Raw genomic sequence first — 26,184 nt, forward strand, 5'->3', positions numbered from 1 at the left:
AACACAGGATAAAGATAGCTATAAATCTAATGAGCCAGAATAGAAATCATTGATATATTTTTGCAAAAGCCATTCGTAGCGCTTAATCACCAATTGATTTTGGGTGTTTTCCAATTTATTCTTAGCCGTTAGATAAATGACCGAGTTGGTAGCGCCCAAATCAAATTGCAATTGTGCTACCCGAAAAGCCTCGGAATAGCTCTGCTCCTGCTGTTGCAGATTATCTACGTTTTTGCGCGCAATATCTAAGTCGAAGACTGCTTTTGCGGTATTCTCTCGCAAGGTATTTAAGGCAATTTGTTCCTCATATTTTACTCTTTCTAGATCTACCTTTGCCAGATCCACCCGGTTACGCACCGTAAACTGATTGAAAATAGGAATATTCAATCCCACCGAGACAAATCGACCTAAGAAATCTCTTGCTTGTGTGGTGTATGGGCTAGAATTTAAGCTTGAATATCTGGTATTAAGTCCTGCATCGAAACGTAAAGAAGGGAAGAAACCAGATCGCTCACTTTTGATCGCACTTTCTGCTTCCTTTTTACGCCATTCCCACGCCTGAAACTGAGGTAAATTCATTCTGGCCAATTCGTACAACCGTTCATTCTCTAATACTTGCATTTGCGCCGGAATATCGATGCGTCGCAGCGAACCTATACGATCTACCGGTACACTCAACAAAGTAGCCAATTCTGTACGCGTATTGTTTAATATTTGTCGATTTTGCTCGATCGTATTGAGATTGGCGCTGTACTCGCCTTTAATATCATAGTAATCGCCCGGAGCCATGGCGCCTTCGCGATGCATCACTTCCGCATTGCGCAAGCGTTCTTTAGTGACTTCAAACTGCTGTACAGTCTGCGTAACTAAATCTTCTGCCGTGAGCACCTGAATATAAGCGGTAATGACATCCAGCTTCAACACATTGATCTGACCATCAAACTCAAGCTTTCCCGCCTCGCGAGCCGAAGAGCGTCCGCGGATATCATGCAGAATACGAAAACCATTTAGCAAAGAGAGGCCAGAATTTAAGTTCACATTCCCAGAATTAACCGTTTCCTCTACGAAGAGGTTGGTCGTTGGATCCACATTTCGTCCCGTACTAATGCCGTGGCTTATTCCACCATTCAAGGTGGGAATCAGAATTTGTTTCGCCTGTTTGTATTGTATATCATTGGTTCTAAGATCCAAGGCAGACTGTCGTAAGGTTGGGTTATTCGCCACCGCCAATTCCAAGCAATCGGATAAGCTACGAACACTATCTACTTGAGCAAATGCCTGCGTGATGTACGTAATAAGCGTGACGATAAGAAGTATAAGTTTGTACCACATTATAGTAATAGTTTGCATCGATCAATTCACAGCAAGTGCCAAAGTCGCAAAACACTGATTATCAACATCAATACATCGACCACTGATCACCTAGTGTTCATTTTCGAACAATGTTTGTTCGCTACTGAACAACAGCCGGATTGTCCATCTTCGCACAATAAGTGTACGATATCGAACAGGAATAGCATCTCACATCAGTATAATGAACAGAAAATCAAATGATTACGTTTTTGGCACATCATTGTATATAGATGGTTGGCGATCAATACGTCAACATCTTATTATACATTAAATATTTGCTGTACCAATGGACAGAGCAATTGAGAAAAAAAAGTGGGGAACTAAACGCATATTGACCATCGTCGGTGTACTGGCTTTGGTCGGATTAATCGGCGCGAGCTATTACTATACCAGCGGCAATAGTCGGCTCAATGTAGATAGCGAGCGTATTAGCATTTTCGAAGTTAAAGAAGGAACATTTCAGGAGTTTATCCCGATCAATGGAACCGTGCTACCGATCAGCAGTATTTATCTAGATGCTTCTGTAGGCGGCCGCGTGGAAGAAAAATATGTGGAAGATGGTGCACACCTCAAAAAAGGGGATCCCATTATGCGCCTTTCCAATACAGACTTAGAACTAAGCTTGGTCAATCAAGAAACACAGGTACTCAATTTGTTGACTCAGGCACAAATCGCACAGACTAATGCACAGCAGGTGACGATATCCAACCGTAATCAAATGGCCGATGTGGAATTGGCGGTCAAAGAAGCCGAACGCCTGTATACGCTTAACAAAAAACTGTACGACGAGAAAGCCATCGGCTCACAAGAATACCAGAAATCAGTCAATGATTATAACTACCAAAAGCAACGCATTGAGCTGACTAGTCAAATCTTAAAGCAAGATGAGGTATCGAATAACCAGAAAGCCGGTCAAGATCGTAAAACCTACGAACGTACGCAAAGCGCATTGGAACTGATGCGCCAGAAAGTCGGCGACTTGATTGTACGATCGCCCGTAGATGGACAATTGACCTCATTTGATGCAGAGATTGGTCAGAACAAAAATTCGGGCGAGCGATTAGGTCAATTGGATGTACTTACCGGATTTAAAGTACGCGCCGATATTGATGAGCATTATATCAACCGCATTTTTCCAGGTTTGGAAGGTCAATTCACGATCAGCGGCAAACCGTACAAATTGGAAATCAAGAAAGTATACACGCAAGTAAAAGACGGGCGTTTTCAAGTAGACATGGAATTTGTGGGTGAAGTTCCATCTGGCATTCGCCGGGGCCAAACGCTACAAACACGTTTGGCACTAAGTGATGAAACCAAAGGTATTCTATTAGCCAAGGGCGGTTTCTACCAACAAACGGGTGGCAACTGGATCTTTAAGCTAGATAAAGATGGGCAAACGGCTTATCGCATGGATATTCAATTAGGCCGTCAAAATCCAGAGTATTATGAAGTAATTGGCGGCTTGAAACCAGGTGACAAAGTCGTGGTATCTAGCTACGAAACCTATGATAAAGTGCAGGAACTGAATATCAAGAAATAATTATTAACCGCACCAAGCCATGATCAAAATCTTTATCAAATCAGCCTTTCGCAATCTTTGGAAAACGAAGGGGTACAGCTTTCTGAATATTTTCGGGTTAGCGGTAGGCATTACCGCAGCAGCACTCATATTCCTATGGGTAGAAGATCAAGTGACCAAAAATGATCACTTCCCTAACAAGAAAGACATCTACGTCGTCAAATCCAAGCAAAAGTATGATGGCGCTACTTATGTTTTCCAAGCAACACCAGGTCCTTTTGCTAAAGCTATTGCGGACGATATTGCCGGCATTAAGCATGCGGCAAGATTAGATTGGGGGCAAAACTTTCTTTTAACTGTAGGAGACAAGGCCATATTCCAACGCGGTTCTTATGCGGATCCCGCGTTGCTAGACATTCTATCGGTAGAATACGTACAAGGTGATCGCCGCTCGGCTTTTTCAGAATTGAACAATATTGTGCTGAACGAATCTACCGCAAAACGTTTTTTTGGAGACGAAGCAGCTGTGGGCAAAACTATTCGTGTAAACAATGATGAAAGCTACACGGTAAGCGGGGTGGTAAAGGATTTTCCTGAAAACAGTAGTTTTAAATTTGATTGGATCATCGACTTTAAGAAATATCAATTGGCTAATCCTTGGCTAGAAAACTGGGGTTCTAATGGATTGATTACTGTAGTACAGTTAGAGCCTACAGCCAACTTATCAGCTGTAAATGCTACTTTGTTAGATTTTGCCAAAGCAAAAACGAATGGTGAGGTGACGTTTTATCAAAACTTCCTCTATCCGATGACTCGTTGGAATCTGTATGACGTATTTGATAGTGATGGTTTTGAACAAGAAGGTGCACTCAAGCATATCCGCTTATTTAGTATTATCGCTTGGGTGGTCTTATTGATAGCCTGTATCAATTTTATGAACTTGGCCACGGCACGATCTGAGAAACGCGCTAAAGAAGTAGGCATGCGCAAGGTCGTAGGTGCAAAGCGCTATACCTTGATTCTGCAATTTTTGAGTGAAGCATTGATTAGTGCTGCCTTTGCAGTTATGCTGGCTGTTGGACTTATTTATCTATCTATTGGTTCTTTCAATAGCTTGCTCAACACGAACTTGACCGTAGATCTACTCGAGCCCACACATCTGTATTTCCTCGGTGGAATACTGTTAACCTGCGGTTTGCTGGCAGGTAGCTATCCCGCTTTTTATCTTTCCTCTTTCAATCCTTTGAAAACTTTAAAAGGCGCTAAGCAGAAAGCCGGAACAGCTGGATTCATCCGTCGTGGCTTGGTGGTTTTACAATATACCGCTTCTGTTTTGTTAGTAATTTGTACAGTCATTATATACCAACAAATCCAACACACCAAAAATCGAGATTTAGGGTTTGAGCGCAGTCAGGTGATCAATACCTCGCTTCAAGGAAATATGGCCAAACACCTTGACGTCATTAAAGATCAGTTGAAGGCAACAGGAAATATCGAGGATGTTGGGGTGAGTGATAATAACCTCATGGACATTGGCTCTAACGCCAGTGGATTTGATTGGGAAGGTAAAGATCCGAAAAGTCAAATTTTAATAAGCATCTTGAATGCCGACGATGATTTTATCCCGAGCTTGAGCATGACGTTGCACGATGGCAGAAACTTCAAACCACATTTCACAGGCGATAGCACTTCTGTGATTGTGAATGCAACATTAGCTAAAATGATGCAAGCGGATGGCATGGTGACCGGACAGACTTTGCATTGGAACAATGAACTTCACACCATCATCGGTGTAGTCAATGATTTTATGTTCAATAGCGTTTTTTCGGTTAATCCAGAACCACTCGTCATTTTTCCGACAAATTATGAATATGGAACGCTCTATATCAAAACAAAGGCAGGAGTTGATCTACCCGAAACGCTATCCCAGATCGAACGCATTATCAAAGCGAATAATCCAGAGTATCCGTTTGAATACCGTTTTCTGGATGAAACCTTCAACAGTAAATTCACTTCTGTGGTACGCGTACAAAACTTGGCTTCCATATTCGCGGTACTTTCGATTTTTATTTCCTGCCTGGGCTTATTCGGACTCGCATCTTACTCCGCAGAGCAACGCGCCAAGGAAATCAGCATCCGCAAAATATTAGGTGCTTCTATTGGTCGCTTAGTAGGCATGTTAAATAAAGAATTTATCCTGCTGGTCAGTCTTTCTTGCTTGATCGCTTTTCCTCTTGGATGGTGGTTTATGCACGATTGGTTGGGCAGCTATAAATATCGCATTGACATCAGTTGGACGGTATTTCTGCTGGCCGCCTGTCTGGCGATTCTGATTGCAGTACTCACGGTGAGTTCGCATGCTTGGCGTGCGGCAACAGCCAATCCAACAAAAACATTAAAAGAACAATAGAATGGAAAAAGTAATAAGTGGGAAGTAAAAAATTAAAAAAAGAAAAAATGAGAAGTTAGAATATCTAAACACTCATATCTAAATACTAAAATCGAATAAAAATGATCAAAATAACTAACCTCCAAAAATTTTACCGTACCGAAGAGGTAGAGACGGTAGCCTTAAATGACCTGAATATTCACGTACAAGAGGGCGAATTTGTCGCTGTCATGGGACCTTCAGGTTGTGGAAAATCAACCTTATTGAATATCATCGGACTATTGGATGATTTGGACGAAGGCAGTTATGTATTTAACAATGTGGAGGTAGCCAAGTTTAATGAGCGCAAACGCTCGGACTTGCGCAAGCACAATATTGGGTTTGTATTTCAGAGCTTTAACCTGATTGATGAATTGACGGTTTTTGAAAACGTGGAGTTGCCCTTGATCTACACCAATGTACCAGCTGCCGAACGCAAAAAACGTGTGGAAGAAGTGTTGGAAAAAGTGCAAATCATGCACCGTCGTAATCACTTCCCACAGCAGCTTTCTGGTGGTCAGCAACAGCGTGTGGCAGTAGCACGTGCCGTAGTCAACAATCCGAAACTGATTTTGGCCGATGAGCCGACCGGTAACTTGGATTCGTCGAATGGTAATGAGGTGATGAACTTGTTAACTGAATTGAATGAAGCTGGCACCACGATCGTGATGGTAACGCACAGTGAGCACGATGCGAAATTCTCCGACCGCGTGATCCGCATGCTGGACGGACAAGTCATTATGGAAACTACCACCGTTTAATCTCCCGCAACATGGCCCAAACTTATTTTAAAACCGCCTGGCGAGCCATTCGCAAAAATCAAGGCTTTACCTTTCTCAATATTTTTGGGTTGGCCATGGGGATTACCTGCTTCATGCTATTGTGTGCATACCTGGTACATGAGTGGAATTACGATCGATTTTATCCGAATATCGATCGGTTGGCTTGGGTTTCCTACGGCTATAAGGGAGATTCGGAAAACGAATACCAATACATTGCTACGACGCCAACGGCGGTAGCTCCTACGCTAAAAAGCGAGTTTGCCGACGTAGAAGAAGCGATTCGCCTAAGCGAATATGGCGGTGAAGGCGTGGTAAAAACGAGTACGCAAACCGTGGTAGAAACACAGTTAATGCTTGCCGATGAAGGATTTTTTCAAGTGTTGAATTATCCTTTTGTTCAAGGTGCGCTTAGTACTGAATTGCTTTCCGAGCCTTACCAAATTGTCATCACGCAGGATCTAGCTAAAAAGTACTTTCGTGATCAGTCTGCTCTAGGACAAACCTTGGTGATCGACGATCAGCCTTGGAAAGTTACTGGCGTGGTCGAGAATCCGCCGACCAACACGCGCTTTTCTTTCCACGCCGTATTATCTAATAAACATGTCAAGCGTTATCAAGAACAAGTGTGGCACTCGGCAAATGATGTCACCTTACTACGCTTGAAAAACGCCGATAGCTTTGACCCCTTACAAAAACAGGTTACGGCATTCATTGACCAAAGATTTAAAACTTCACCAGACAAGGCCGCTTCCGTACAGGTTAATATCGAAAAGCTATCGAATGTACATTTGTTTTCCAAAGCAGGTCGTGGCAATCTCATGTATATCTACATCTTTGCGGCGCTAGCGGTAGCAATTATTGTATTGGCCAGTGTCAACTTTACCAATCTTATTTTAGCGCGCTCTTCCGAACGTGCGAAAGAAGTCGGTGTCAAAAAGGTATTGGGCGCAGCTCGGTACACCATTTTCTATCAATTTTTATTAGAATGCGCGTTGATGATTGGCATCGCAACTTTAGTTGGGCTGTTTTGTACCTGGCTGCTACTTCCTGCATTCAGTCAGTATATCGGTGTCGAGATGCAATTGCAGCTATGGCATGAACCGCTATTTTATCTAGCACTATTCCTATTTACGCTATTCATGTCCTTACTCGGTGGCGGTTGGCCAGCGTGGATGATTTCGCGTTTACGTCCATTGCGTATCTTGAAAGGTAAAGGTGCTACCGCTAAAGAGGGATTCGGTTCGGCCAAAGCATTAGTGGTATTACAGTTTTGTATTTCACTGCTATTTATTACCTGTACCTTGTTTGCCACACGGCAACTACAATTTCTACAACAAACCAACACCGGTCTCAATCGGGAGCAGGTCATCGTACTGAATGGTAGCGTATTGAAAGATGCCGATCGTACGACGTTGAAAAACGATTTGCTTCGACTTAATGCCGTAAAAGGCGTCACCGCTTCTTACGATTCACCGGTTTCGGTACAAGGTGGTTACACCGCATCTGACATCGAAGGTAAAGGCAATGATGTAGCCATCAGCGTGACCGCAATTCCGGTAGAAAAGGATTTTTTGACTGTCTTCGAGATCCCTATTGTGGCTGGTGAAAACCTAACCGAAGCGGATATATTACGCGCTCGCGATACCAGTGCCGCACAGGAATATAGTTTCATGATCAATAAACTAGCTGCGCAAGCGATGGGCTTTTCGCCAGATGAAGCGATTGGTAAGCGCATGAACTTAAATGGTCGCATTGGACGAATTAAGACAGTGGTAGACAATTTCAACTTTGCCTCGCTAAAAGAGGAAGTACAACCCATTGTGATCTTTCCAGAGTACGATTACTTTGGTAATATCTTCGTCAAGGTAGATCAACATGCCGATATGGCGGCCACTTTAGCAGCAATCGGCACTAGTTGGAAACGCATCAAGCCAGATATTCCTTTTGAATCTCATTTCTTGGATGACGATTATGCCGCGTTGTATATACACGAGCGCCAAACGGCAAAAATCATGGGTTTATTCTCCGGCATTACGATTAGCATCGCCTGCTTAGGATTGTTTGCATTATCGGCTTACGCAGCGCAACAGCGGATCAAAGAAATCGGCATTCGAAAAGTATTGGGCGCTTCCGTTGTTCGGATCGTGACCTTGTTGACGATTGATTTTGTGACTTTGGTGATCATCGCATTATGCATCAGCATACCGATCACCTGGTGGATTATGCATCGTTGGCTGGAGGAATTTACTTACCACATCAACATCGAATGGTGGGTATTTCTGATTGCTGGTGCGGCCACTATTGCTATCGCTTTCCTTACGGTAAGTTTTCAAGCCATTCGCGCAGCGCTCGCCAACCCAATCAATAGCCTTCGAGATGAATAATCAACAGAAATAATAGCTTCAACTATCTATAAAAACTGACTTATGATGAATACAGAAAATATCAAAACCGCTTGGCGAAGACTGAAAAACAATAAGTTCTATACGGCCGTAAATGTATTGGGACTTGCTGTAAGTTTGGCTGCCGCAATGCTGATCATACTCTGGGTGCAGGATGAACGGAGCTTTGATAAATTTCATCACGATCATGAGCGGATTTACAAAGTTAGCTCGCACTTGGTGGGCGACGGCACGAAAAACGTGTGGTTAGGCTCTCCCAGCCCTGTTGCCAATTTGGCTAGAGAGAACACCAACGTAGAAATTGCATCGCGCATAACCTACGATGGAAATGCCACCTTAAGAAACGACAGCACGCACCTAAAAGTATCGAATATGCGCATACTGCATGCTGACGAAGAGTTCTTCTCCCTATTTAATTTTCCCTTACGCTCGGGACAGGTAAACACGCTCTTTCAACAACCAAAGAATGCTTTTCTCACACAATCTACAGCCATCAAACTATATGGAGATGAAAATGTAATCGGAGAAATCTTCCATTTTGACGACGAACAGTTTACCGTGGTTGGTATTATAGAGGATTTCCCCCAAAATTCTTCCATTAAAGCCAATGTCATATTACCACTGAGCTATTATGCACAAAGATTTACCGAGTATGGCGGCAATGGGAACTGGAAAACCATTGACGAGGATCTGGGTAATTATGGTTTTTACACCTACATGAAGTTAAGTCCAACCGCATCTTCATCCGATGTAACAAACTTTGTGAACAGCGCCTTTCTAAAAGCACGTAATGGTGCTCACTTTGTAGATTTCTCCTTAGATCGTCTCGAAGACCTCCATTTGATTTCCGCAGATGGCAATAAATCTGCTTTACATGTTGTCCAGGTATTTTCCATCATTGCGATACTACTTCTGGCTATTGGCGCTATTAATTATGTGAATCTAAGCACGGCGAGATCAATGGAAAGTGCCAAAGGTATTGGTATTCGAAAAGTGATTGGTGCCAGCAAAAAACAGCTGTTTTTTTTATTTAGTACCGAGACTGTTGTTATCTTTTTCACGGCTATTCTTTTAGCGGTAGCCTTAGTATTCTTGTGCGTCCCAGCTTACAATGAAATTTCAGGAAAATCCTTATCCTTCGCTCTTGGAAATATGCAGGTCTGGCTGTTCATTAGTACTGCCATTGTCGTTACGTTATTGCTAGCTGCAATTTATCCTGCACTGCAGCTTTCATCTTTTCATGCCATCAGCGCGCTTAAAGGACAGTTAGGGAACCATTTTTCCAATCAGACACTTCGTAAGGCATTGGTTGTGTTTCAATTTTCCATCTCCATCACGCTCATCATCAGCACGCTCATCATCGGGAAGCAGTTACAATATATTCGCGAAATTAACTTGGGGTATGATCGCGAGCATGTGTTTACAGTTCCATTACCCTACGAGGCTGTTCAACATATCGATGCTATTCATCAAGAATTGGCCTCTGTATCTGCTATTCAGAGTACGTCTCTATCCGAGTTTTACAACTTGATGGATTACGGCAATGCCACGGGCGACATTGAATGGTCGGGGAAACCGGCGTCAAGCAATATTATTGTAGCACGAGCACGCATCGATGAAAAGTTTATTCCGTTGATGGGGCTTGAGTTTGTAGAAGGAAATAATCTTTCTGGACTGCCTGCCGACTCTGCTGCCTTTGTTGTCAACGAAGAACTGGTGAAACAAATGGGCTTGCAGGCACCCTATGTCGGTACGGAAATGAGCTTACATAATATCCCAGGGAAAATAATCGGTGTATTAAAGAACTTCAATTTTAAATCATTGAAAGAAGAAGTCAGTCCAATCGTGCTGTGGACGCATGCATACAGTAGTACGCTTTATGTGAAGACCTCCGCAAACAAGACGGAGGAAGCTATCGCCGCCGTTGCAAAGGTTTATGAGAAATATCCATCGGACTACGTGTTTAAATACAATTTCCTCGATAGCCAATTCGATGATTTGTACAAATCCGACAATCGGACGGGATTGCTGTTCAATATCTTTTCGGGCATTGCTATTTTCATATCTGTACTCGGTCTTTTTGCGCTCACGACCTATGCGGCTCAGATCCGCATTAAAGAGATTGGCATCCGCAAAGTTCTTGGTGCAGATGTATTGGGCATTGTGCATTTGTTGAGCAAAGACTTCATTCTATTGGTGCTGATTGCTATCACAATTGCTTGTCCGGTTGCTTGGTACCTGATGAACGAATGGTTAAGTAGCTTCTCGTACCGCACATCGATTAGCATTTCCTTATTCGTGAGTGGCGGTGTGATCGCCGTGTTACTAGCGTATGTCACGATTGGGCTTCGCGCGATGCAGGCCGCATTGGCTAACCCTGTGAACAGTTTACGAGATGAATAGGAGAAAAAAGAAGGTAAAATTGAAAAGTAAAAAGATCTCAATGGTCTAAATACTTAATACTAATATCTAAATACTCACATCTCAATACTCAATACTAATATCTAAATACTCACCTCTCAATACTATAATCGAAACACAAAGTACTATGATCAAGAACTATATAAAAATCGCTTGGAGAAATCTCCTCAAGAACAAGGGTTACTCCTCTATTAATATTCTTGGTCTAGCTATTGGCTTGGCATGTTGCTTATTGGTCGTGTTGTATATTCAAGACGAGCTTTCGTTCGACCATTATCATACAAATAAAGATCGCATTTATCGCGTGGTACACGATTGGAAGGAAAAGAATGGCACAGAAACACATCAAATTTGGGGAAATGCACCTGTTGGCGCGGCGCTAAAAGCAGACTTTCCAGAGATAGAAAAAGTCGTACAGTTTTCTGGCCAGATCTCCATCTTGCTGAAGCAAGGGGATAAAGCATTTCAGGAGGAAAATATTTTCTGTATGGACTCTACGGCGTTCGACGTATTCAGTTGGCAATTTATTGCAGGCGATCCGAAAACCGCACTAACAGCACCATATTCTATCGTACTTACTGAAAAGCTCGCAAAGAAATACTTTGGAGATAGCAATCCAATCGGCCAAACCGTAGAAGGCGGTGTGACCGGTGGTCGTGCTGCGCCGGGCATTTATACCGTTACTGCCGTGATCGAAGATCTTCCGTCAAATTCGCACTTCACCTTCGACGCCTTACTTTCTATGAGTTCTTTCCGACAATCTTGGTCGGAGGTTTTTGAAGCGTGGGGCTATGTAGATTTCTACACCTATCTGCTTCTACCTGAAAATTACGACATCAGTAAATTAGAGAAGCAGGTTCCCGATTTCATCGCGCGACATGATGCTTCTGAGGAAGGAAAATACAGTATTCACTTTGAGCCCATGCTGGGCGCCTATCTCAACTCCAAAGCAGATCGGCAGCCTGGACCAGTTGGCAACATGCAGAATATCTACATCTTCGCCGTCATCGGTGTCTTCATTTTATGTATTGCCTGCGTCAATTTTATGAATCTCGCCACCTCGCGATCTATGGAGCGGGCAAAAGAAGTGGGCGTTCGCAAAGTAGTGGGCGCGAGCAAGAAAGACCTGATCATACAGTTCATGAGCGAATCCATACTGTTAGTGCTTTTCGCCAGTGTATTGGGTGTGGTACTGGTGCTGTGCTTATTTCCTTTTATGGAGATGTTTGCCGGTAAGCAGTTCATGATATCCACTTTATTCAACAGCACAATCCTCTTGCTTTTTGTGGGTATCGTGTTGACGACAGCACTTGTTGCAGCCAGCTATCCAGCTTTCGTATTGGCCAACTTCAAACCGGTCAAAGTATTTAAAGGATCTTCCAATGCGACATCCGAAAGTGTTTGGTTAAGAAAAGGGTTAGTTGTATTCCAATTCTCCTTGTCGATCGCGCTCATCGCTGGCACGTATATCGTCTTTTCGCAATTGGGTCACTTACAGAAAAAGGATCTCGGCTTCGAGAAAACGCAGATGTTGAATGTTGATTTCAATTATGACAATCAAGTATTGCAGAATTTGGAAGCCATCAAGCACACTTTTGCGCAGCAGAAAGATGTCCTTTCGGTTTCCTCTTCGCGGAGTATACCCGGTTCCTATTTTCCAGATGCCGGCACACAGATCGAATTGCCCGACGGTGAAATGAAAGTCTTTATTCAAGCGATTTTCGAGGTAGATGTCGATTTTATCCCAAACTATGAAATTGAGATGGCTGCTGGTCGTGCCTATTCCAGAGAATTCCCAGTAGATACGATACATTCGTTAGTTGTTAATGAAGCCGCTGCCAAACTCTGGGGCTATTCCGATCCCGAACAGATTATTGGTAAACGCTTTGCCCAATGGGGACGAGAAGGACAGGTCATCGGCGTGGTAAAAGACTTTAACTACTTGTCACTACACCAAAAGGTAGAACCACTGACGCTGCGTTTGGAGCCGCGTAGCAGTAAATTCATTACGCTGAAAATCCAAGATGCCGGCAATCCCGAAACACTCGAAAAATTAGCGGACATCTGGACTAGCGTAGCGCCACACCGTCCATTTCTCTATAGCTTCTTGGACGATAGCTTTAATCGCCAATATGAGGCCGACTATCGTTTTAGACGGCTCTTCTCCGCCTTCTCTGGCTTAGCGTTATTCATTGCTTCGCTCGGGTTACTCGGATTAGCCACTTACACGGCTCAGCAACGTACCAAAGAGATTGGTGTACGCAAGGTACTCGGTGCCTCCACCTTTAATATCGTACGCTTGCTCTCCGTTGATTTCTTGCAGTTGGTGACTATCTCTATTTTCATTGCTGGCCCCTTTGCTTGGTGGGCGATGAACAAATGGTTAGAAGATTTCGCCTACCGTATTGAAATCCAATGGTGGATGTTTGCGATTGCTGGTTTAGTAGCTGTGATTGTAGCTCTGGTGACGGTAAGCTATCAAGCGATCCGAGCGGCACTAGCTAATCCGGTTAATAGCTTGAGAGATGAGTAACCGATTGCATTAACCTTAAAATGAAAAACATGACAAAACACGACATAAAAACAACGCTTAGATACCTGTGGAAGAACAGGCTATTTACCTCCCTCAACGTGGTTGGGCTTTCTATAGGCATCAGCGCCTGCTGGTTGGTGTTTAGTATTGTTCACTACGAATTTTCATTTGATAAGAAGACGCCTGAGGCAGATAATATCTATCAAATTGTCACCCAAAACGAATATAAAGGCGAAAAGTCTGGATTCGCAGGAATAACGTTAGGCTTAGCTCCATTATTGGAAGAGCAAGCACTAGACGGAGTTCTTGTCGTCCCTATTTACCGCCAGTATTTTGAACGTCTGATAGTAACCCCGAAAGATGGTGAGGAAACAATTATTTTAGAGGAGCAGAGCGACATAATTGGTTCTCGAAAAAGTTATTTCGACATGTTGCCGTATGAATGGATCGCAGGAAATAAGCAAACAGCATTTCAGCATCCAAAGAGTATGGTAATCACCGAGCGCAAAGCCAAAAGCTTATTCCCGAAAGACGATCCATCTACTCTATTGGGGCGCGTCATCATGGTCGATACCGTGCAGTTCGTGGTATCGGGAGTTGTAAAGAATCTGTCTTTTCCTAGTAGTTTTCAGGCGCAGATTTTTATGCCTATCCCGCATAAAGAATGGAGCGACGCCAACTGGCAAATGCTCAACTCGGCACATTTGCTCTATGTAAAGACGAGCAATCCAAACTCTTTAGATCATTTGTTGAAAGTTGGACAAAAACGTTATCAGGAAATAGCGGGAGAAGAGGATGCTAAGCTGGGATATACCACTGAATTCACAACAACCCCTCTCCTTGCAAAGCATTTCGAGCTTCAGTATGATGCCGATGGCTCAACTGTCAATAGAAAAGTGATGTATGGTCTGATCGCTATTGGAGGTTTTCTATTATTGTTAGCCTGTATCAATTACATCAACCTCAGTACAGCGCAAGTGCCACAGCGCGCCAAAGAAATTGGAATTCGTAAGACGCTGGGTGCTCTACCGACCGTATTGACATTCAAGTTTTTGGCAGAAACCTTTTGTATTTGTCTAGTTTCTTTGATTATATCCTGGCCATTTGTTTCGCTTTTTCCCAAGCTCTATCCTGAATACATTCCAGAGAGTATGGAAATGTATAGTAACCCTTGGATTATTACAGCATTTCTAATGGGACTAGTCGTCTTCATTACCATTTTCGCTAGCCTTTACCCCGCTTATTTGATCAATAAACTTCGTGCCATCGAAACCCTAAAAGGTAAAGTAGAAACACGGATACAAGGCACGAGATTGACGCTACGTAAAGGTTTAATTGTCTTTCAATTTGTGATTGCACAATTTTTTATTGTGGGCGCTCTGATCATGTCTTATCAGCTCAATTTCACATTAAGCAAAGATTTAGGCTTCACACATGATGCCGTGGTGATGGTACGGATGCCGTATAAATCTTATCAAAATGCCGATGTGGACCCATTCTTGTATAAAGAAGCTCTGGCTAAGTATCCCGGTATAAAACAAATCGCGCTTGGCCACGAGCCGCAAAGCCAAAATCACTGGGGCAACATCTATAATTTCGCTGCCGATACGGGTAGCGTTCAACTTTCTACGCCTCGAAAGTATGTTGATCAAGATTTTGTAAGTCTCTATCAAATAGAATTGATCGCCGGACGTAATTTACAGCAAACCGACACCATGCGCGACGTAGTGATTAATGAGACGACGGTAAAAACTTTGGGATTAAAATCTGCGGACGAAGCAATTGGAAAATTTCTTGTTCAAAGTAATCAAGTTGCTTTTCCGATTGTGGGTGTTGTTAAAGACTTTCATCAAAAATCATTACGTTCTAAGATAGAGCCTTTACTACTCGTATCATCCAGTAAATCAAACGAGCTGCAAACATTTCACATCAAATTATCTTTCGATCGTACCAAATGGGAGAATACCTTCTCCATCATGGAGCAGGAATGGAAAAAACTATATCCTAATGCTCCTTTTGAATATGTGTTTGCAGATGAAAAAATCAAGAACTTATATGAGAAAGAGCATCGTACTACCAAGTTGATTGACTTAGCTACCGCTGTTACCATCTTGATAAGCTGTTTGGGTTTGTTTGGCTTGGCTACCTTGACCGCTTTTCAGCGCACCAAAGAGATTGGCATTCGTAAAGTATTGGGCGCTTCCGTTGCTGGAATAGTAGGTTTACTGTCGAAGGATTTCGTAAAAGTCGTACTGATTGCCATCCTGATTGCTTCGCCTATTGCTTGGTGGGCGATGAACAAATGGTTAGAAGATTTCGCCTATCGTATTGAAATCCAATGGTGGATGTTTGCGATTGCTGGCGCAATGGCAATAGTCGTAGCTCTGGTGACAGTAAGTTATCAAGCGATCCGAGCGGCACTAGCCAATCCAGTAGATAGTTTGAGAGATGAGTAACTAACCTTATAAAAGATGTAAAAATGAGTGTAAATTATCTGAAGACTGCTTGGCGTAATTTCAAGAAAAACACCCTCTCCTCTGGACTGAATATTTTGGGATTGGCCATTGGGTTTGCTGGTTTTATTTTATCGTATCAATATATCAATCGGGAAACGAGCTATGATACGTGGAATCCAAACATAGACAATATCTATCTAGTTGGATTGACTTACAATGGCGATTACACCGATCAGACGCCACCTTCATTGGCGCCATCGATCATTCAAGAATTTCCTGAGATTGTATTAGCAGGACGATCTATTCCGTATATGTACGGATCGTACCCGATATTTGGAAAGGAAACGGTTAATGTCAAAAATGCACTCATGGTAGATTCAGCAGCTGCCACCATCTTTCAGATGAAAACAGCCGATGGCAAACTGTTTACCGAGTTGGACAAAACGGAAGGCACCATCGCTAATGAAGAGATTTCGGCACTGCTTTTTGCTCAAGATTCGCTTCCCACGGCGGACGCACCTATAGAATGGAAGGCACTATCATTACAGCAGAGTTTTTACGAGACTTTTTACGGCATAGCAGAAGAGCGAAGGCCATCTGTTTTGTCTTACGACATGCTCCTCGTTAAACCCATTTACGACGAGGTAGAAATAGGTAACCCATATACCTTTCAAACCTATATTCAGGTCAAACCAAACACCGATATCGCCGCATTAACTTCTAAAATAAGTCGCTATTACGAACAAAACACGTCTCAACATCATCTGGTTAAATCTTCGGCTTTTGCAAACGGAAGCGTCTTTCTAGATCCGTTGAGCAAACTACATCTGCAGCCCAAGCATGGCTCCAATATGCCGTACATTACCATCTGGGTACTGGGCGGATTATCGTTGACTATTTTGATTTTGTCAGCGATCAACTTTACCAATTTGGTGATCGCACAATCCGAAAATCGTAGCAAAGAGATTGGCATCAAGAAGCTATTCGGCGTACGTAGACGTACTTTGATTTTGCAGTTTATGTTGGAAGTTTTTATCCAATGTTTGTTGGCTGCTGGTGTAGCATGGTTTGTATTGGTGCTTTCGAGCAATGTATTACAGAAGTGGTTTAATGATGATATCTCTGAATATTTGTACCACATCAACACGCTAATTCAATTGGGTATAGCGATCTTACTTACGACAGCGATAGCTGGCATTTATCCGGCCGTATTCTTATCAGGATTTAAACCATTTGAAATGTTGCGCGGCAATATGCAGACGGCTCATACGCGTATTGGGTTTCGTACCATACTACTTACTTTTCAATTTATTATCGCCAGCATTTTTATTTCGGGAATTATCATTATCAATAACCAACTTGACTTTATGCGTTCTTCCGAACGCGGCTTCGAAACCGAACAAGTGATCAGTTTTAAAGGTATGTCACTCGTATACGAAATAGGAAATAGTTGGAAAAATGATTTTCGAGATCGATTAGTAAATAGTGGTGCCATTACACATGTAGCAACAACTTCAAATAGTCCGGCCGAAGGACAGCTCCCAGTAAAAAAGCAATTCAGAAGTCCAAAGAAAACATCTGAAGTCGATTTGGTAGGTGTCGACTTAGATTATTTTGATTTATTGTCTATCCCGCTCGTTGCTGGTAGAAATAAACTGACCGATGTAGAATTCGAGCAGGATACGGTGAACCATTTTGCGGTGATTAATGAAAGTATGGCTAAAGCAATGGAAGTTGATCAACCATTAGGGCAGAAAATAAGCGGTTGCGAAACGGAATTCACGATTATTGGTGTAGTCAAGGATTATAAAGCCTATGGTTTCGAAAGTAAAGTACCCCCAGCAGTATATAGTTTTAAGGATGAATGCGGCTACAGCTCGTATAAGCTAGATGTGTTGATCCGTACGGAAAAAGGCAAAACTAAAGAGGCTCTTGCAGCGATGGATCTAGAATGGAAGAAGAATCCTAATTCCGAAAGATTGCCACTCGATTACACTTTTATGGATAGCAACTACGCGAAGCTGCAAGCCAAGGAAGAGCAGTTGAAAAATGTATCGAGTGCATTTGGCACAATAGCCATTGTTATAGCAGCCTTGGGTTTGTTTAATCTTGCGGCCTATCACGTAACCTCAAAGCGAAAAGAGGTGAGCATTCGTAAAGTACTGGGAGCGAGCATACCACAATTATTTCTGTTACTTAACAAGCCATTTTTAAAAGTGTTTATCGTGGCCAATCTGGTGGCCGTACCCATCGGATATTTTTTGCTAAAACGTTGGTTAGAAAACTTTGCGTATCAGGTCAACCTAAGTCCATGGCCATTTATGATCTCTGCGGGAAGTTTGATTATTGTGATGCTGATTACCATTAGCATACAATCTGCGAAAGCAGCTTCCGCCAATCCAGTAGATAGCTTGAGAGATGAGTAAGGTTAAAATTCATTTTTTTGAAAGATACGATTGCATCTTCAAAAAAATGAATTACTATATTATAGATGTTTGCGTCGATTGAGTTGATAATCCTTCGAACGGTTTAAAATGGCACGACGGAACGCAGCATCGGTTTCCCAATTTTCTCCCGGTCCCCACTCGAATAATTCATTGTTCACAAAATATGTCCAAATCGGACGCGCTTCCACCTGTTCGGTCAACGAATTTTGTTCACTACGCACATATTCTAGCACTTCTATAATGTCACCATTCTCCGCTGTATAAGCGGAAACAATCAAGCTTGGTCTTCCTAGTATAGCAACCATCTCTTCTCTAGTCATACCCAACCGTACATTAAACATATCCAATGCTAATTGTTGTTTATAAGTAGCGCAGCTGGACAATAGATAGATACCTAGCAATACGATAACGCTCAAATATATTTTTTTCATAGAGGTGTTAATTAGTTAAGAATTGGACGATGCAATTATCCAAAAGTATTAAGCGAAATAAAGATTAATTTTTGTTTTGGCAAAGGTAAAAAATTTGGACATACAAAGGAATTTAGATATCAACACAAAACATGGTTATACGGAACGGCACTTTCTGGGTTATAAAATATCGCCGTGAAACGATACCTTTGTAGTCGTGAAGCGCTGCATAGTCATCATAATGAGTATACTACTTTTTGCACAGAGCATATCTGTGCTAGGTGTGTATGCTAGTTTTTATGCTAATAGGGATTACATTGCTAAAAATCTATGCGCTTACCGCAATGTCAAGAACTCTGCCTGCGGCGGCGAATGTATTCTCATGAAAAAGCTGAAACAAGCACAAGAGCAACAAGATGACGCTTTGGAGCGACTCACGCAAGTTTCTGCCTATATAATCCCTCCATTCGGCTTTTGTTTATCTATCCCAGATGGAGTCGAACAATCTTCGGATCAGATGTTATCTTGGTCTTTTTCGCCGTATGCGTTTGCTTTTCACACCCGCTTATTCCGTCCGCCTTTGGCTTAATCTTAGCCAACAAGTTTTATCAATTTTTTTTACTTCGAATGATTCCTGGTTTATCTATCCCAGAATATTCTTTTTATACTAAATCCACGCGGAGCAATATGGCTATGGAAACAACATTACCCATACTGGAGATTGAAGACATACAACACGACGCAGATCACTTTTTCCTACTAAAACTCCATACAGAGAAAGAGACATTACGTCGGCTTGAGCAAGCACATCGGCCAAACTTCTTTTCGATGTTGCTCCTTTTTCAGGGCGATGCACATGTCTATACCGAAGGTCAGCATATACCATTGACAGCTTATCAGGTGCTCGTCAATCGACCGTTGGTGGTGAGCAGCATGCAACTACAAGGCGATAGCAAAGGATATCTGATCGGTTTTACAGAAAGTTTTTTCTCTCTGCGTTATAATAGCAACGTGCTACATCAGTTTTCGTTCTTCCAAACGCAGCAGACATGTTTTTTTCGGATTCCACAGCCAGAGCAATATAAGTGGCATACCCTATTGACTTTTATGCTCCAAGAGCAAAAACCTGCGTTGTGGCGTAAAAATGCTCTTCGGTCTTACCTCAATATATTACTGCAGGAAACACAAACTTATTTAGGGAATATAATCGAAGCTAACGAAGTATTCTCTCACAACGACAAGGTCTTACAATTCATCCAAATGGTAGACCGACATTATGTGGAGCACAAAAATCCATCCTTCTATGCATCGCAATTGCATATTTCGCAGAACTACCTTAACAAACTTTGTAAGACTAATCAGGCACAAACTAGTGGGCAAATCATCAAACAACGTATCCTACTAGAAGCAAAAAGGCTGCTCGTACATACCAAAAGCTCCATAGCTGAAATCGCCTATAGCTTGGGGTTCGAAAGTCCCTCCTATTTCAATACCTTTTTTAAAAAACGGATTGGCGCATCACCAGAACGCTACCGCAAACAAGAATCTTAATTTTTTATCCATTAAATATATGTCTCACAGTAAACCATTCCTAGTTATAAACGCAGCGCTGATAACTTCATTTATGCTAAGTTGCGGAGAGCGACAGAAAACGGAAACAGATGCGCCAACAGATCCACACGTACACCATCAACAGGCGACGGGCAGTAATCAGGGATTTGTAGACAGCCTTAATCAAGGTTTAATCACGCAAGATACCTTGAAAGGAAGTCCGAAACGTGTGACGATGACCAATGTAGGAAACACGCATGTGCACCTCACCTATAATTCTCCCGGTGTGAAAAATCGAATAATCTGGGGCGGTCTCGTTCCATACGGTCAAGTTTGGGTAACGGGCGCACATACTGCCACCAGTATTATGTTTACATCAGACATCGTGATCGATGGGCAGACTGTACCTGCAGGAACTTATGCTATTTTCACCATTCCGGAATTGGACACGTGGACATTTATCCTAAACAAGAACCATAAGCAACATCTGGCAGACGATTACCGGGCGGAAGAAGATGTTCTGCGCACAACAATTCAGCCAAAACCTCATCCCGTTACACCTCGATTAACTTATGAAATTCAAGTGGTTGATGAGAAAAATGGCATCATGCGTATGCTGTGGGAAGAATTGGAAATTGCCATACCTTTCTACACTCCTTAGTTAGCAGCAACCTACCGATATCGTATTGTAAAAAATGACGCAATGCATATCAATAAATACGGTAACCACTTGAGTACAAACCCCCAAATTGAAATTTGGGGGTAACATTTCCTCGTACCTTCTGTTCTCTATACAAACAAAAGAAGGAATGTTATGAAGAAATCCTATTTAGCGGCGATAGCAGCATCAGGTATGTTTGGTATCCTATCTTGCGCAGATCCAGCAGCACACCAAGGCGATAATCTCGAGAATACCTCCGACGAAGTAAATCCAATGCCTATGACAGGTAGCACTACCAAAGATACATTATCGGAAGATTCGCTAAATCCCGAACTGGATACACCTAACAGTCCATATTAGTTCAAAATCATAACGATTATAGTAGGATTGCACATACCACATACGTATGCAATCCGATAGTAAATGAATATCAACAAAAACTATAAATAATTATATCATGGGAAAATTGACAGAAAAAAAGATAGCTATATTGACAGAAGATGGATTTGAGGAAATTGAGTTAACGAGCCCAAAAGAAGCCTTGGAAGAAGCGGGCGCTACCGTGCACATCGTATCACCAAAAAGCGATGTAGTACGTGCTAAATCTGGTGATGAGTGGAAAGGTGATTATCCAGTAGATCAACCGCTTGAGGGTGCTTCTGCCGATGACTATGACGGATTGTTGATCCCAGGCGGAGTAATCAATCCAGATAAATTACGCGTTAATGAAGCTGCCCTATCATTCGTAAAAGCATTCTTCGCCGCAGGAAAACCAGTATCTGCAATTTGTCATGGTCCGCAAGTATTGATCGATGCGGAGGTCGTAGAAGGAAGAAAGATCACGTCCGTGGGCGCTATTAAGAAAGATTTGATCAATGCAGGCGCGCATTGGGAAGATAGCGAAGTGGTGACTGATCAAGGTCTGGTGACCAGTCGTACACCAGATGATCTTCCAGCATTCAACAAAAAAATTGTGGAAGAATATGCCGAAGGCAAACATAAAGGACAGCATGCGTAATCGCTGCTAGATATACATACATCGTAGGTAGAGGATGGTTCTTAACAGGATCATCCTCTTTTTTTATGGTGCTACAATCTGTTGCTAATACACCATAAGACCAAACAGAAGGAGACATAAAAACATTATGACAATATCATGTCCATTATAAACGCAATTAAATTGCATTTGACTGTTTTTAGAAATACCTTTATCCCATAAACGTTAGCATTTAAATTCAGTATTCATGAAACAAGATTTTATATTCGACACCATCATATTAGGAGGCAGCTATGCCGGTTTATCAGCCGCAATGGCTTTAGGTAGGTCGTTGAGAACCGTTTTGATTATTGATAATGATAAACCATGCAATCGCCAAACACCACATTCCCACAATTTCTTAACGCAGGATGGTAAGACGCCCGCCGAAATCTCGGCAGTGGCCAGAGAACAGGTTGCGCTATACGATACCGTGCAGTTTCTCTCGGATTCCGTGACTACCGCTTCATCATCGGAAGAAATTTTCACGATTGAAACTATCACTCAAAAACAGTTTAGAGCAAAGAAACTCATCATTGCTACAGGTATCCGCGATATCATGCCTCTAATTCCTGGCTTTGCGGATTCTTGGGGAATATCAGTAATCCATTGCCCCTACTGCCATGGTTACGAGTTTCGTGGAAAGCGCAATGGCATTTTAGTGCCCGAGGATCCAGCCGCTGCGCTTCATCTATCCGGATTAGTGAAAAATCTTAGCGATGATGTTACCTTATTTACCAATGGTAAAAATCCATTTGATGATGCGCAATTGTCAAATTTCGCCAATCGTGATATCCACGTCAATAGTAGCAAAATCGCAGAAATCATACATCAAAACGGAAACATTGCGCACTTAACGTTTGAAAATGGAGAACTAGTAGCACTCGACGCCTTATATGCACGTGTGCCATTTGACCTGCATCATAATATCGCAGAACAACTTGGTTGCTCCAAAACAGAGATGGGACTATTGCAAGTCGATGCATTTCAAAAAACGACCGTTCCTGGCATCTACGCCTGCGGCGATATTTGTAATCCGATGCGATCAGTTGCTAGCGCCGTATATACAGCAAACCTCGCAGGTGCTATGGTAAATATGGCACTCTGCGAAGAACATCCCCAATAACTATCTTATAAATTATTGCGCATTGCGTGCCGCTTCCAAAATTGGAATATTGGCCTCTGTCGGCACATAGATTATTTGGTTGATTCTGCCTGCTTTAAGGGCCTCACCAAATGCACCGATAAATTCTTGTTTACGATACTCGGGGTAGCGCTGTGCTGCCTCGCCCATGATTTTGATAGCCTCTGCCTGTAGTAGGGCGGCATCTTTTTCTGCACGGGCTTGTTCAATCAAAATTTGACGTGACTGTGTCGCTTCGGCCAGTCGCGCTCGACCGGCCATCTCCTGCTGCCAAACATTGTAACGTGGCAAACCAAACATTAATCCTAAGATGATTCCAATAGCTACTAATGCAATCAATGATAAGCTGATTATTTTCATATATTCTTTTAGGTATTGATTATAAGATACGCAATTATCGTCACAGATCAAATAGCTGTTCGGAATTGAACGAATAATTGTCCGGTATCGAACACTTGGCAAGTACAATAAAAAACATAATTATTTCAAAAACAACAACTTATCTATTAGGTGTCAAATTTGGTATGCCCTTACTGGCAAAGCAAAGTACAAAAGGTACGCTTACCATTTAATATAACGTTTGATACTATTAGCATGACATCACATATCAAAACAGCTTGGCGTAATATCATTAACAATAAGCTCTTCAGTATATTGAACATTGTGGGCTTAGCTACCTCCTTTGCCGTCACCATTTTACTGCTTTCCTTTGTATGGAAAGAGACCAGCTTTGATAAATTTAATAGCAACTATAGGAACATCTATCGTGTCAATACGGAGTTCGAAGCAGAATATGACAATCTAAAAACACCACAATTACCTAACTCCGTGGCGCCTGCTATGATGGCCGAAGTAACTGGCGTCGAAAACACCGCACGTTTGGTAAAACACGACTTTGGCACTATCGCATCAATCAGAGTGGGTGATCAGAATTTTCCTGAGTCTGCACTCTATTTGTCCGACTCTAGCCTGTTCCAGATTTTTGATTTTCAGTTTATTGAAGGAAACGCAAAACATGTTTTTGATCAGCCTAACAGCATTGTTATATCAGCTTCTACAAGGGATAAAATCTTTGGAGATAGATTGGTCATAGATGAAATACTGACCATCAACAACCAGGATACCATGCGTGTGGCAGGAGTTTTTCAAGATTTGCCCGAAAACAGCAGTTTGGACTGTAACATGATCTACAGCATGATGGATAGTTGGATGGGGAAAAATGTATACTGGTCCAATGCGAGCTATGAAACCTACGCTTTGTTGAATCCTGCTGTAGATCCGCAGTTGGTAGAAAAGCAAACCAACGCTCTATTGGACAAGTACATGGCAGATAATCGCTTTTTGAAGCGGCTTTTCTTACAGCCTTTGGCTGATGTACATCTGTATTCGACAGATTTACGTGAAAGCAATAATGCCCGTGCTGGAAATCATGTCACCATCAAGCTAGCGATTCTTCTGGCCGCAGTCACACTTCTTATCGCCTGCATCAATTACATGAATTTGGCTACGGCACGCTCTTCCAAGAATGCGAAAGATGTCGGCGTCGCAAAGGTGCTAGGTGCCACAGGCAAGCAGGTCGTTTTTAGATTTTATGCCGAAGCGGCTTTAGTGACTTTGATAGCCATTGGACTGGGGTATGGAATCGCCATCCTATTAGCTCCAATTTTCGAACAAATAACGCAGACAAACTGGAACTATCAAGCGTTGTGGAATCCGCAATTACTAGGCATCACATTCGTACTGTGGGTGGGTGTTACCTTATTAGCAGGCAGCTATCCAGCATATTATATGCACAAGATTAGTCCGCTTATCTTAATGAATAAAGGTGCGCTAAAAAATTCATTTGCCAATCGCATGCGCCGTATTCTAGTCGTCTGTCAGTTTACGGCCTCTATTACACTATTGTCGTCCATTATGATAATAGCACAGCAAATGCGCTATGTACAGCAAAAAGACTTGGGCTACGAACCATCTGGTGTAATGGCTATTTCCATCAATTCGTTGTCTTCCAAAGCGCAATTTCAAGCCTTGAACGATGGTTTACGCAACCTCGCCTCCACCACTAGTTCGGTAGCAGCACAAAGTATGATGGGGATGCGCGAAAGTGGCAAGCAGGTTCGAAAATTAGTAACTGACAAGAAAGGATTGCCAGTATCTACCAATAGCGTGAGTGGGCCAATCGCAGAAACCCTGAAGCTTCACCTTTTAGCGGGTAATGATTTACCAGAAAACTTGTCTACTACCGACACGACTTGTTATGTCTTAATTAATGAGGCCGTGTTGAAATATTTAGGCTACGTCAATCCAGAAGAAGCTATTGGCAAACCAATCATCACCGAAATGCGCCCAAACAATTCCATTATATCTGGTGTGTTGAGCGATTTTCACTACACCTCGCTCAAAGAATCCGTGGGTGGCTATTTATATTACCGTATGAACCGCCCCTCAGAATCGCAAGGGCAGTTGTTCGTCCGTTTCCAATCGGCGCAAGTGAGCACTTATCTGACTCAAGTAGCGGAAGTATTCAAGCAACATGTGCCAGACGGCGCTTTTGTATACGAGTTTACCGATGAGCATGTAGCGCGCATGTACCAGGAAGAAACTCGTACAGCAAACATCACGGGTTTGTTTTCCGGTTTAGCGATCCTGATCTCTTGCTTGGGCTTATTTGGACTAGCCAGTTCTATGGCCGAACAGCGTGTCAAAGAAATTGGTATTCGCAAGGTTTTGGGTTCTAGCGTGAACAGCATACTACTCTTATTATCAAAAGATTTCATTAAATTGGTGTGTTTATCAATTGTCATCGCCACACCTATTGCATGGTGGGCGATGCACAGTTGGTTAGCCGATTTTTCTTATAGAATAGAATTAGAATGGTGGGTATTCGGAATCTCTGGCCTCATCGCATTACTAATTGCCGTATTAACCATCAGCGGGCAAGCACTTCGTGCTGCGCTGGCAAAGCCAATACAAAGCCTACGCAATGAGTAGGAAAATGCTGTAAATTATTAACACGAATCACACATATTTTATTCACACAA

The 26,184-nt window shown here is 42.5% G+C and carries 18 protein-coding genes; 15 read left to right on the plus strand and 3 right to left on the minus strand.

The window, feature by feature from the left end:
* Positions 1–18: 18 nt before the first annotated feature.
* Positions 19–1,332, minus strand: a complete 1,314-nt coding sequence (locus GKO22_RS12060) for a TolC family protein (protein WP_166335353.1) — start codon at positions 1,330–1,332, stop codon at positions 19–21.
* 307 nt (positions 1,333–1,639) lie between these two features.
* Between GKO22_RS12060 and GKO22_RS12065 the strand changes: the two genes are divergently transcribed.
* The 8 genes from GKO22_RS12065 (at position 1,640) to GKO22_RS12100 (ending at position 18,320) form a co-directional block, all read left to right on the plus strand.
* Positions 1,640–2,893 (plus strand): efflux RND transporter periplasmic adaptor subunit, encoded by a 1,254-nt coding sequence (locus GKO22_RS12065; protein ID WP_166335355.1) that lies wholly within the window; start codon positions 1,640–1,642, stop codon positions 2,891–2,893.
* Between the two features lie 19 nt (positions 2,894–2,912).
* On the plus strand, positions 2,913–5,282 hold the full coding sequence (locus GKO22_RS12070; RefSeq protein WP_166335356.1) for an ABC transporter permease: 2,370 nt from the start codon (positions 2,913–2,915) through the stop codon (positions 5,280–5,282).
* Positions 5,283–5,383: 101 nt separating this feature from the next.
* Positions 5,384–6,061: an ABC transporter ATP-binding protein gene (locus GKO22_RS12075; protein ID WP_116774016.1), complete on the plus strand. Its 678-nt coding sequence runs from the start codon at positions 5,384–5,386 to the stop codon at positions 6,059–6,061.
* Positions 6,062–6,072: 11 nt separating this feature from the next.
* Positions 6,073–8,466, plus strand: a complete 2,394-nt coding sequence (locus tag GKO22_RS12080) for an ABC transporter permease (RefSeq protein ID WP_166335358.1) — start codon at positions 6,073–6,075, stop codon at positions 8,464–8,466.
* Positions 8,467–8,508: 42 nt separating this feature from the next.
* Positions 8,509–10,887, plus strand: a complete 2,379-nt coding sequence (locus GKO22_RS12085) for an ABC transporter permease (RefSeq protein WP_206367889.1) — start codon at positions 8,509–8,511, stop codon at positions 10,885–10,887.
* Positions 10,888–11,032: 145 nt separating this feature from the next.
* Positions 11,033–13,438: an ABC transporter permease gene (locus GKO22_RS12090; protein ID WP_166335360.1), complete on the plus strand. Its 2,406-nt coding sequence runs from the start codon at positions 11,033–11,035 to the stop codon at positions 13,436–13,438.
* Positions 13,439–13,467: 29 nt separating this feature from the next.
* Complete coding sequence (locus GKO22_RS12095; protein ID WP_166335362.1) at positions 13,468–15,894, plus strand: ABC transporter permease; 2,427 nt, start codon at positions 13,468–13,470, stop codon at positions 15,892–15,894.
* Between the two features lie 23 nt (positions 15,895–15,917).
* On the plus strand, positions 15,918–18,320 hold the full coding sequence (locus GKO22_RS12100; protein ID WP_166335364.1) for an ABC transporter permease: 2,403 nt from the start codon (positions 15,918–15,920) through the stop codon (positions 18,318–18,320).
* Between the two features lie 59 nt (positions 18,321–18,379).
* Here the strand turns inward: GKO22_RS12100 and GKO22_RS12105 are convergent, their stop codons facing one another.
* A complete protein-coding gene (locus GKO22_RS12105; RefSeq protein WP_166335366.1) occupies positions 18,380–18,772 on the minus strand; it encodes a hypothetical protein in 393 nt (130 codons plus the stop codon).
* A 220-nt stretch (positions 18,773–18,992) separates the two neighbouring features.
* On the opposite strand from GKO22_RS12105, the gene GKO22_RS12110 reads away from it, so the two are divergent.
* The 6 genes from GKO22_RS12110 to GKO22_RS12135 all read left to right on the plus strand — a co-directional run bounded on the left by GKO22_RS12110 (position 18,993) and on the right by GKO22_RS12135 (position 23,125).
* The gene (locus tag GKO22_RS12110; protein WP_166335368.1) at positions 18,993–19,340 is read left to right on the plus strand and encodes a hypothetical protein; all 348 of its coding nucleotides are present in this window, start codon (positions 18,993–18,995) and stop codon (positions 19,338–19,340) included.
* A gap of 104 nt (positions 19,341–19,444) precedes the next feature.
* Entirely contained in the window at positions 19,445–20,302 is an 858-nt protein-coding gene (locus GKO22_RS12115) for an AraC family transcriptional regulator (protein WP_166335370.1), read from the plus strand.
* A gap of 19 nt (positions 20,303–20,321) precedes the next feature.
* Positions 20,322–20,963 carry a DUF2911 domain-containing protein gene (locus GKO22_RS12120; protein WP_166335371.1) on the plus strand — a complete coding sequence of 214 codons (642 nt, stop codon included), beginning with the start codon at positions 20,322–20,324 and terminating at the stop codon, positions 20,961–20,963.
* Positions 20,964–21,116: 153 nt separating this feature from the next.
* Positions 21,117–21,323 carry a hypothetical protein gene (locus tag GKO22_RS12125; RefSeq protein ID WP_166335373.1) on the plus strand — a complete coding sequence of 69 codons (207 nt, stop codon included), beginning with the start codon at positions 21,117–21,119 and terminating at the stop codon, positions 21,321–21,323.
* A gap of 97 nt (positions 21,324–21,420) precedes the next feature.
* Positions 21,421–21,981, plus strand: coding sequence for a type 1 glutamine amidotransferase domain-containing protein (locus GKO22_RS12130; protein WP_166335375.1), 561 nt, complete (start codon positions 21,421–21,423; stop codon positions 21,979–21,981).
* A gap of 226 nt (positions 21,982–22,207) precedes the next feature.
* Positions 22,208–23,125, plus strand: coding sequence for an NAD(P)/FAD-dependent oxidoreductase (locus tag GKO22_RS12135; RefSeq protein WP_166335376.1), 918 nt, complete (start codon positions 22,208–22,210; stop codon positions 23,123–23,125).
* Positions 23,126–23,137: 12 nt separating this feature from the next.
* On the opposite strand, the gene GKO22_RS12140 is transcribed toward GKO22_RS12135, so the two are convergent.
* Positions 23,138–23,503, minus strand: coding sequence for a hypothetical protein (locus tag GKO22_RS12140; protein ID WP_166335378.1), 366 nt, complete (start codon positions 23,501–23,503; stop codon positions 23,138–23,140).
* A 234-nt stretch (positions 23,504–23,737) separates the two neighbouring features.
* On the opposite strand from GKO22_RS12140, the gene GKO22_RS12145 reads away from it, so the two are divergent.
* Positions 23,738–26,134: an ABC transporter permease gene (locus GKO22_RS12145; RefSeq protein WP_166335380.1), complete on the plus strand. Its 2,397-nt coding sequence runs from the start codon at positions 23,738–23,740 to the stop codon at positions 26,132–26,134.
* Positions 26,135–26,184: the final 50 nt, after the last annotated feature.

The organism is Sphingobacterium chungjuense (assembly GCF_011316935.1).
Taxonomy (GTDB): Bacteria; Bacteroidota; Bacteroidia; order Sphingobacteriales; family Sphingobacteriaceae; genus Sphingobacterium; species Sphingobacterium chungjuense.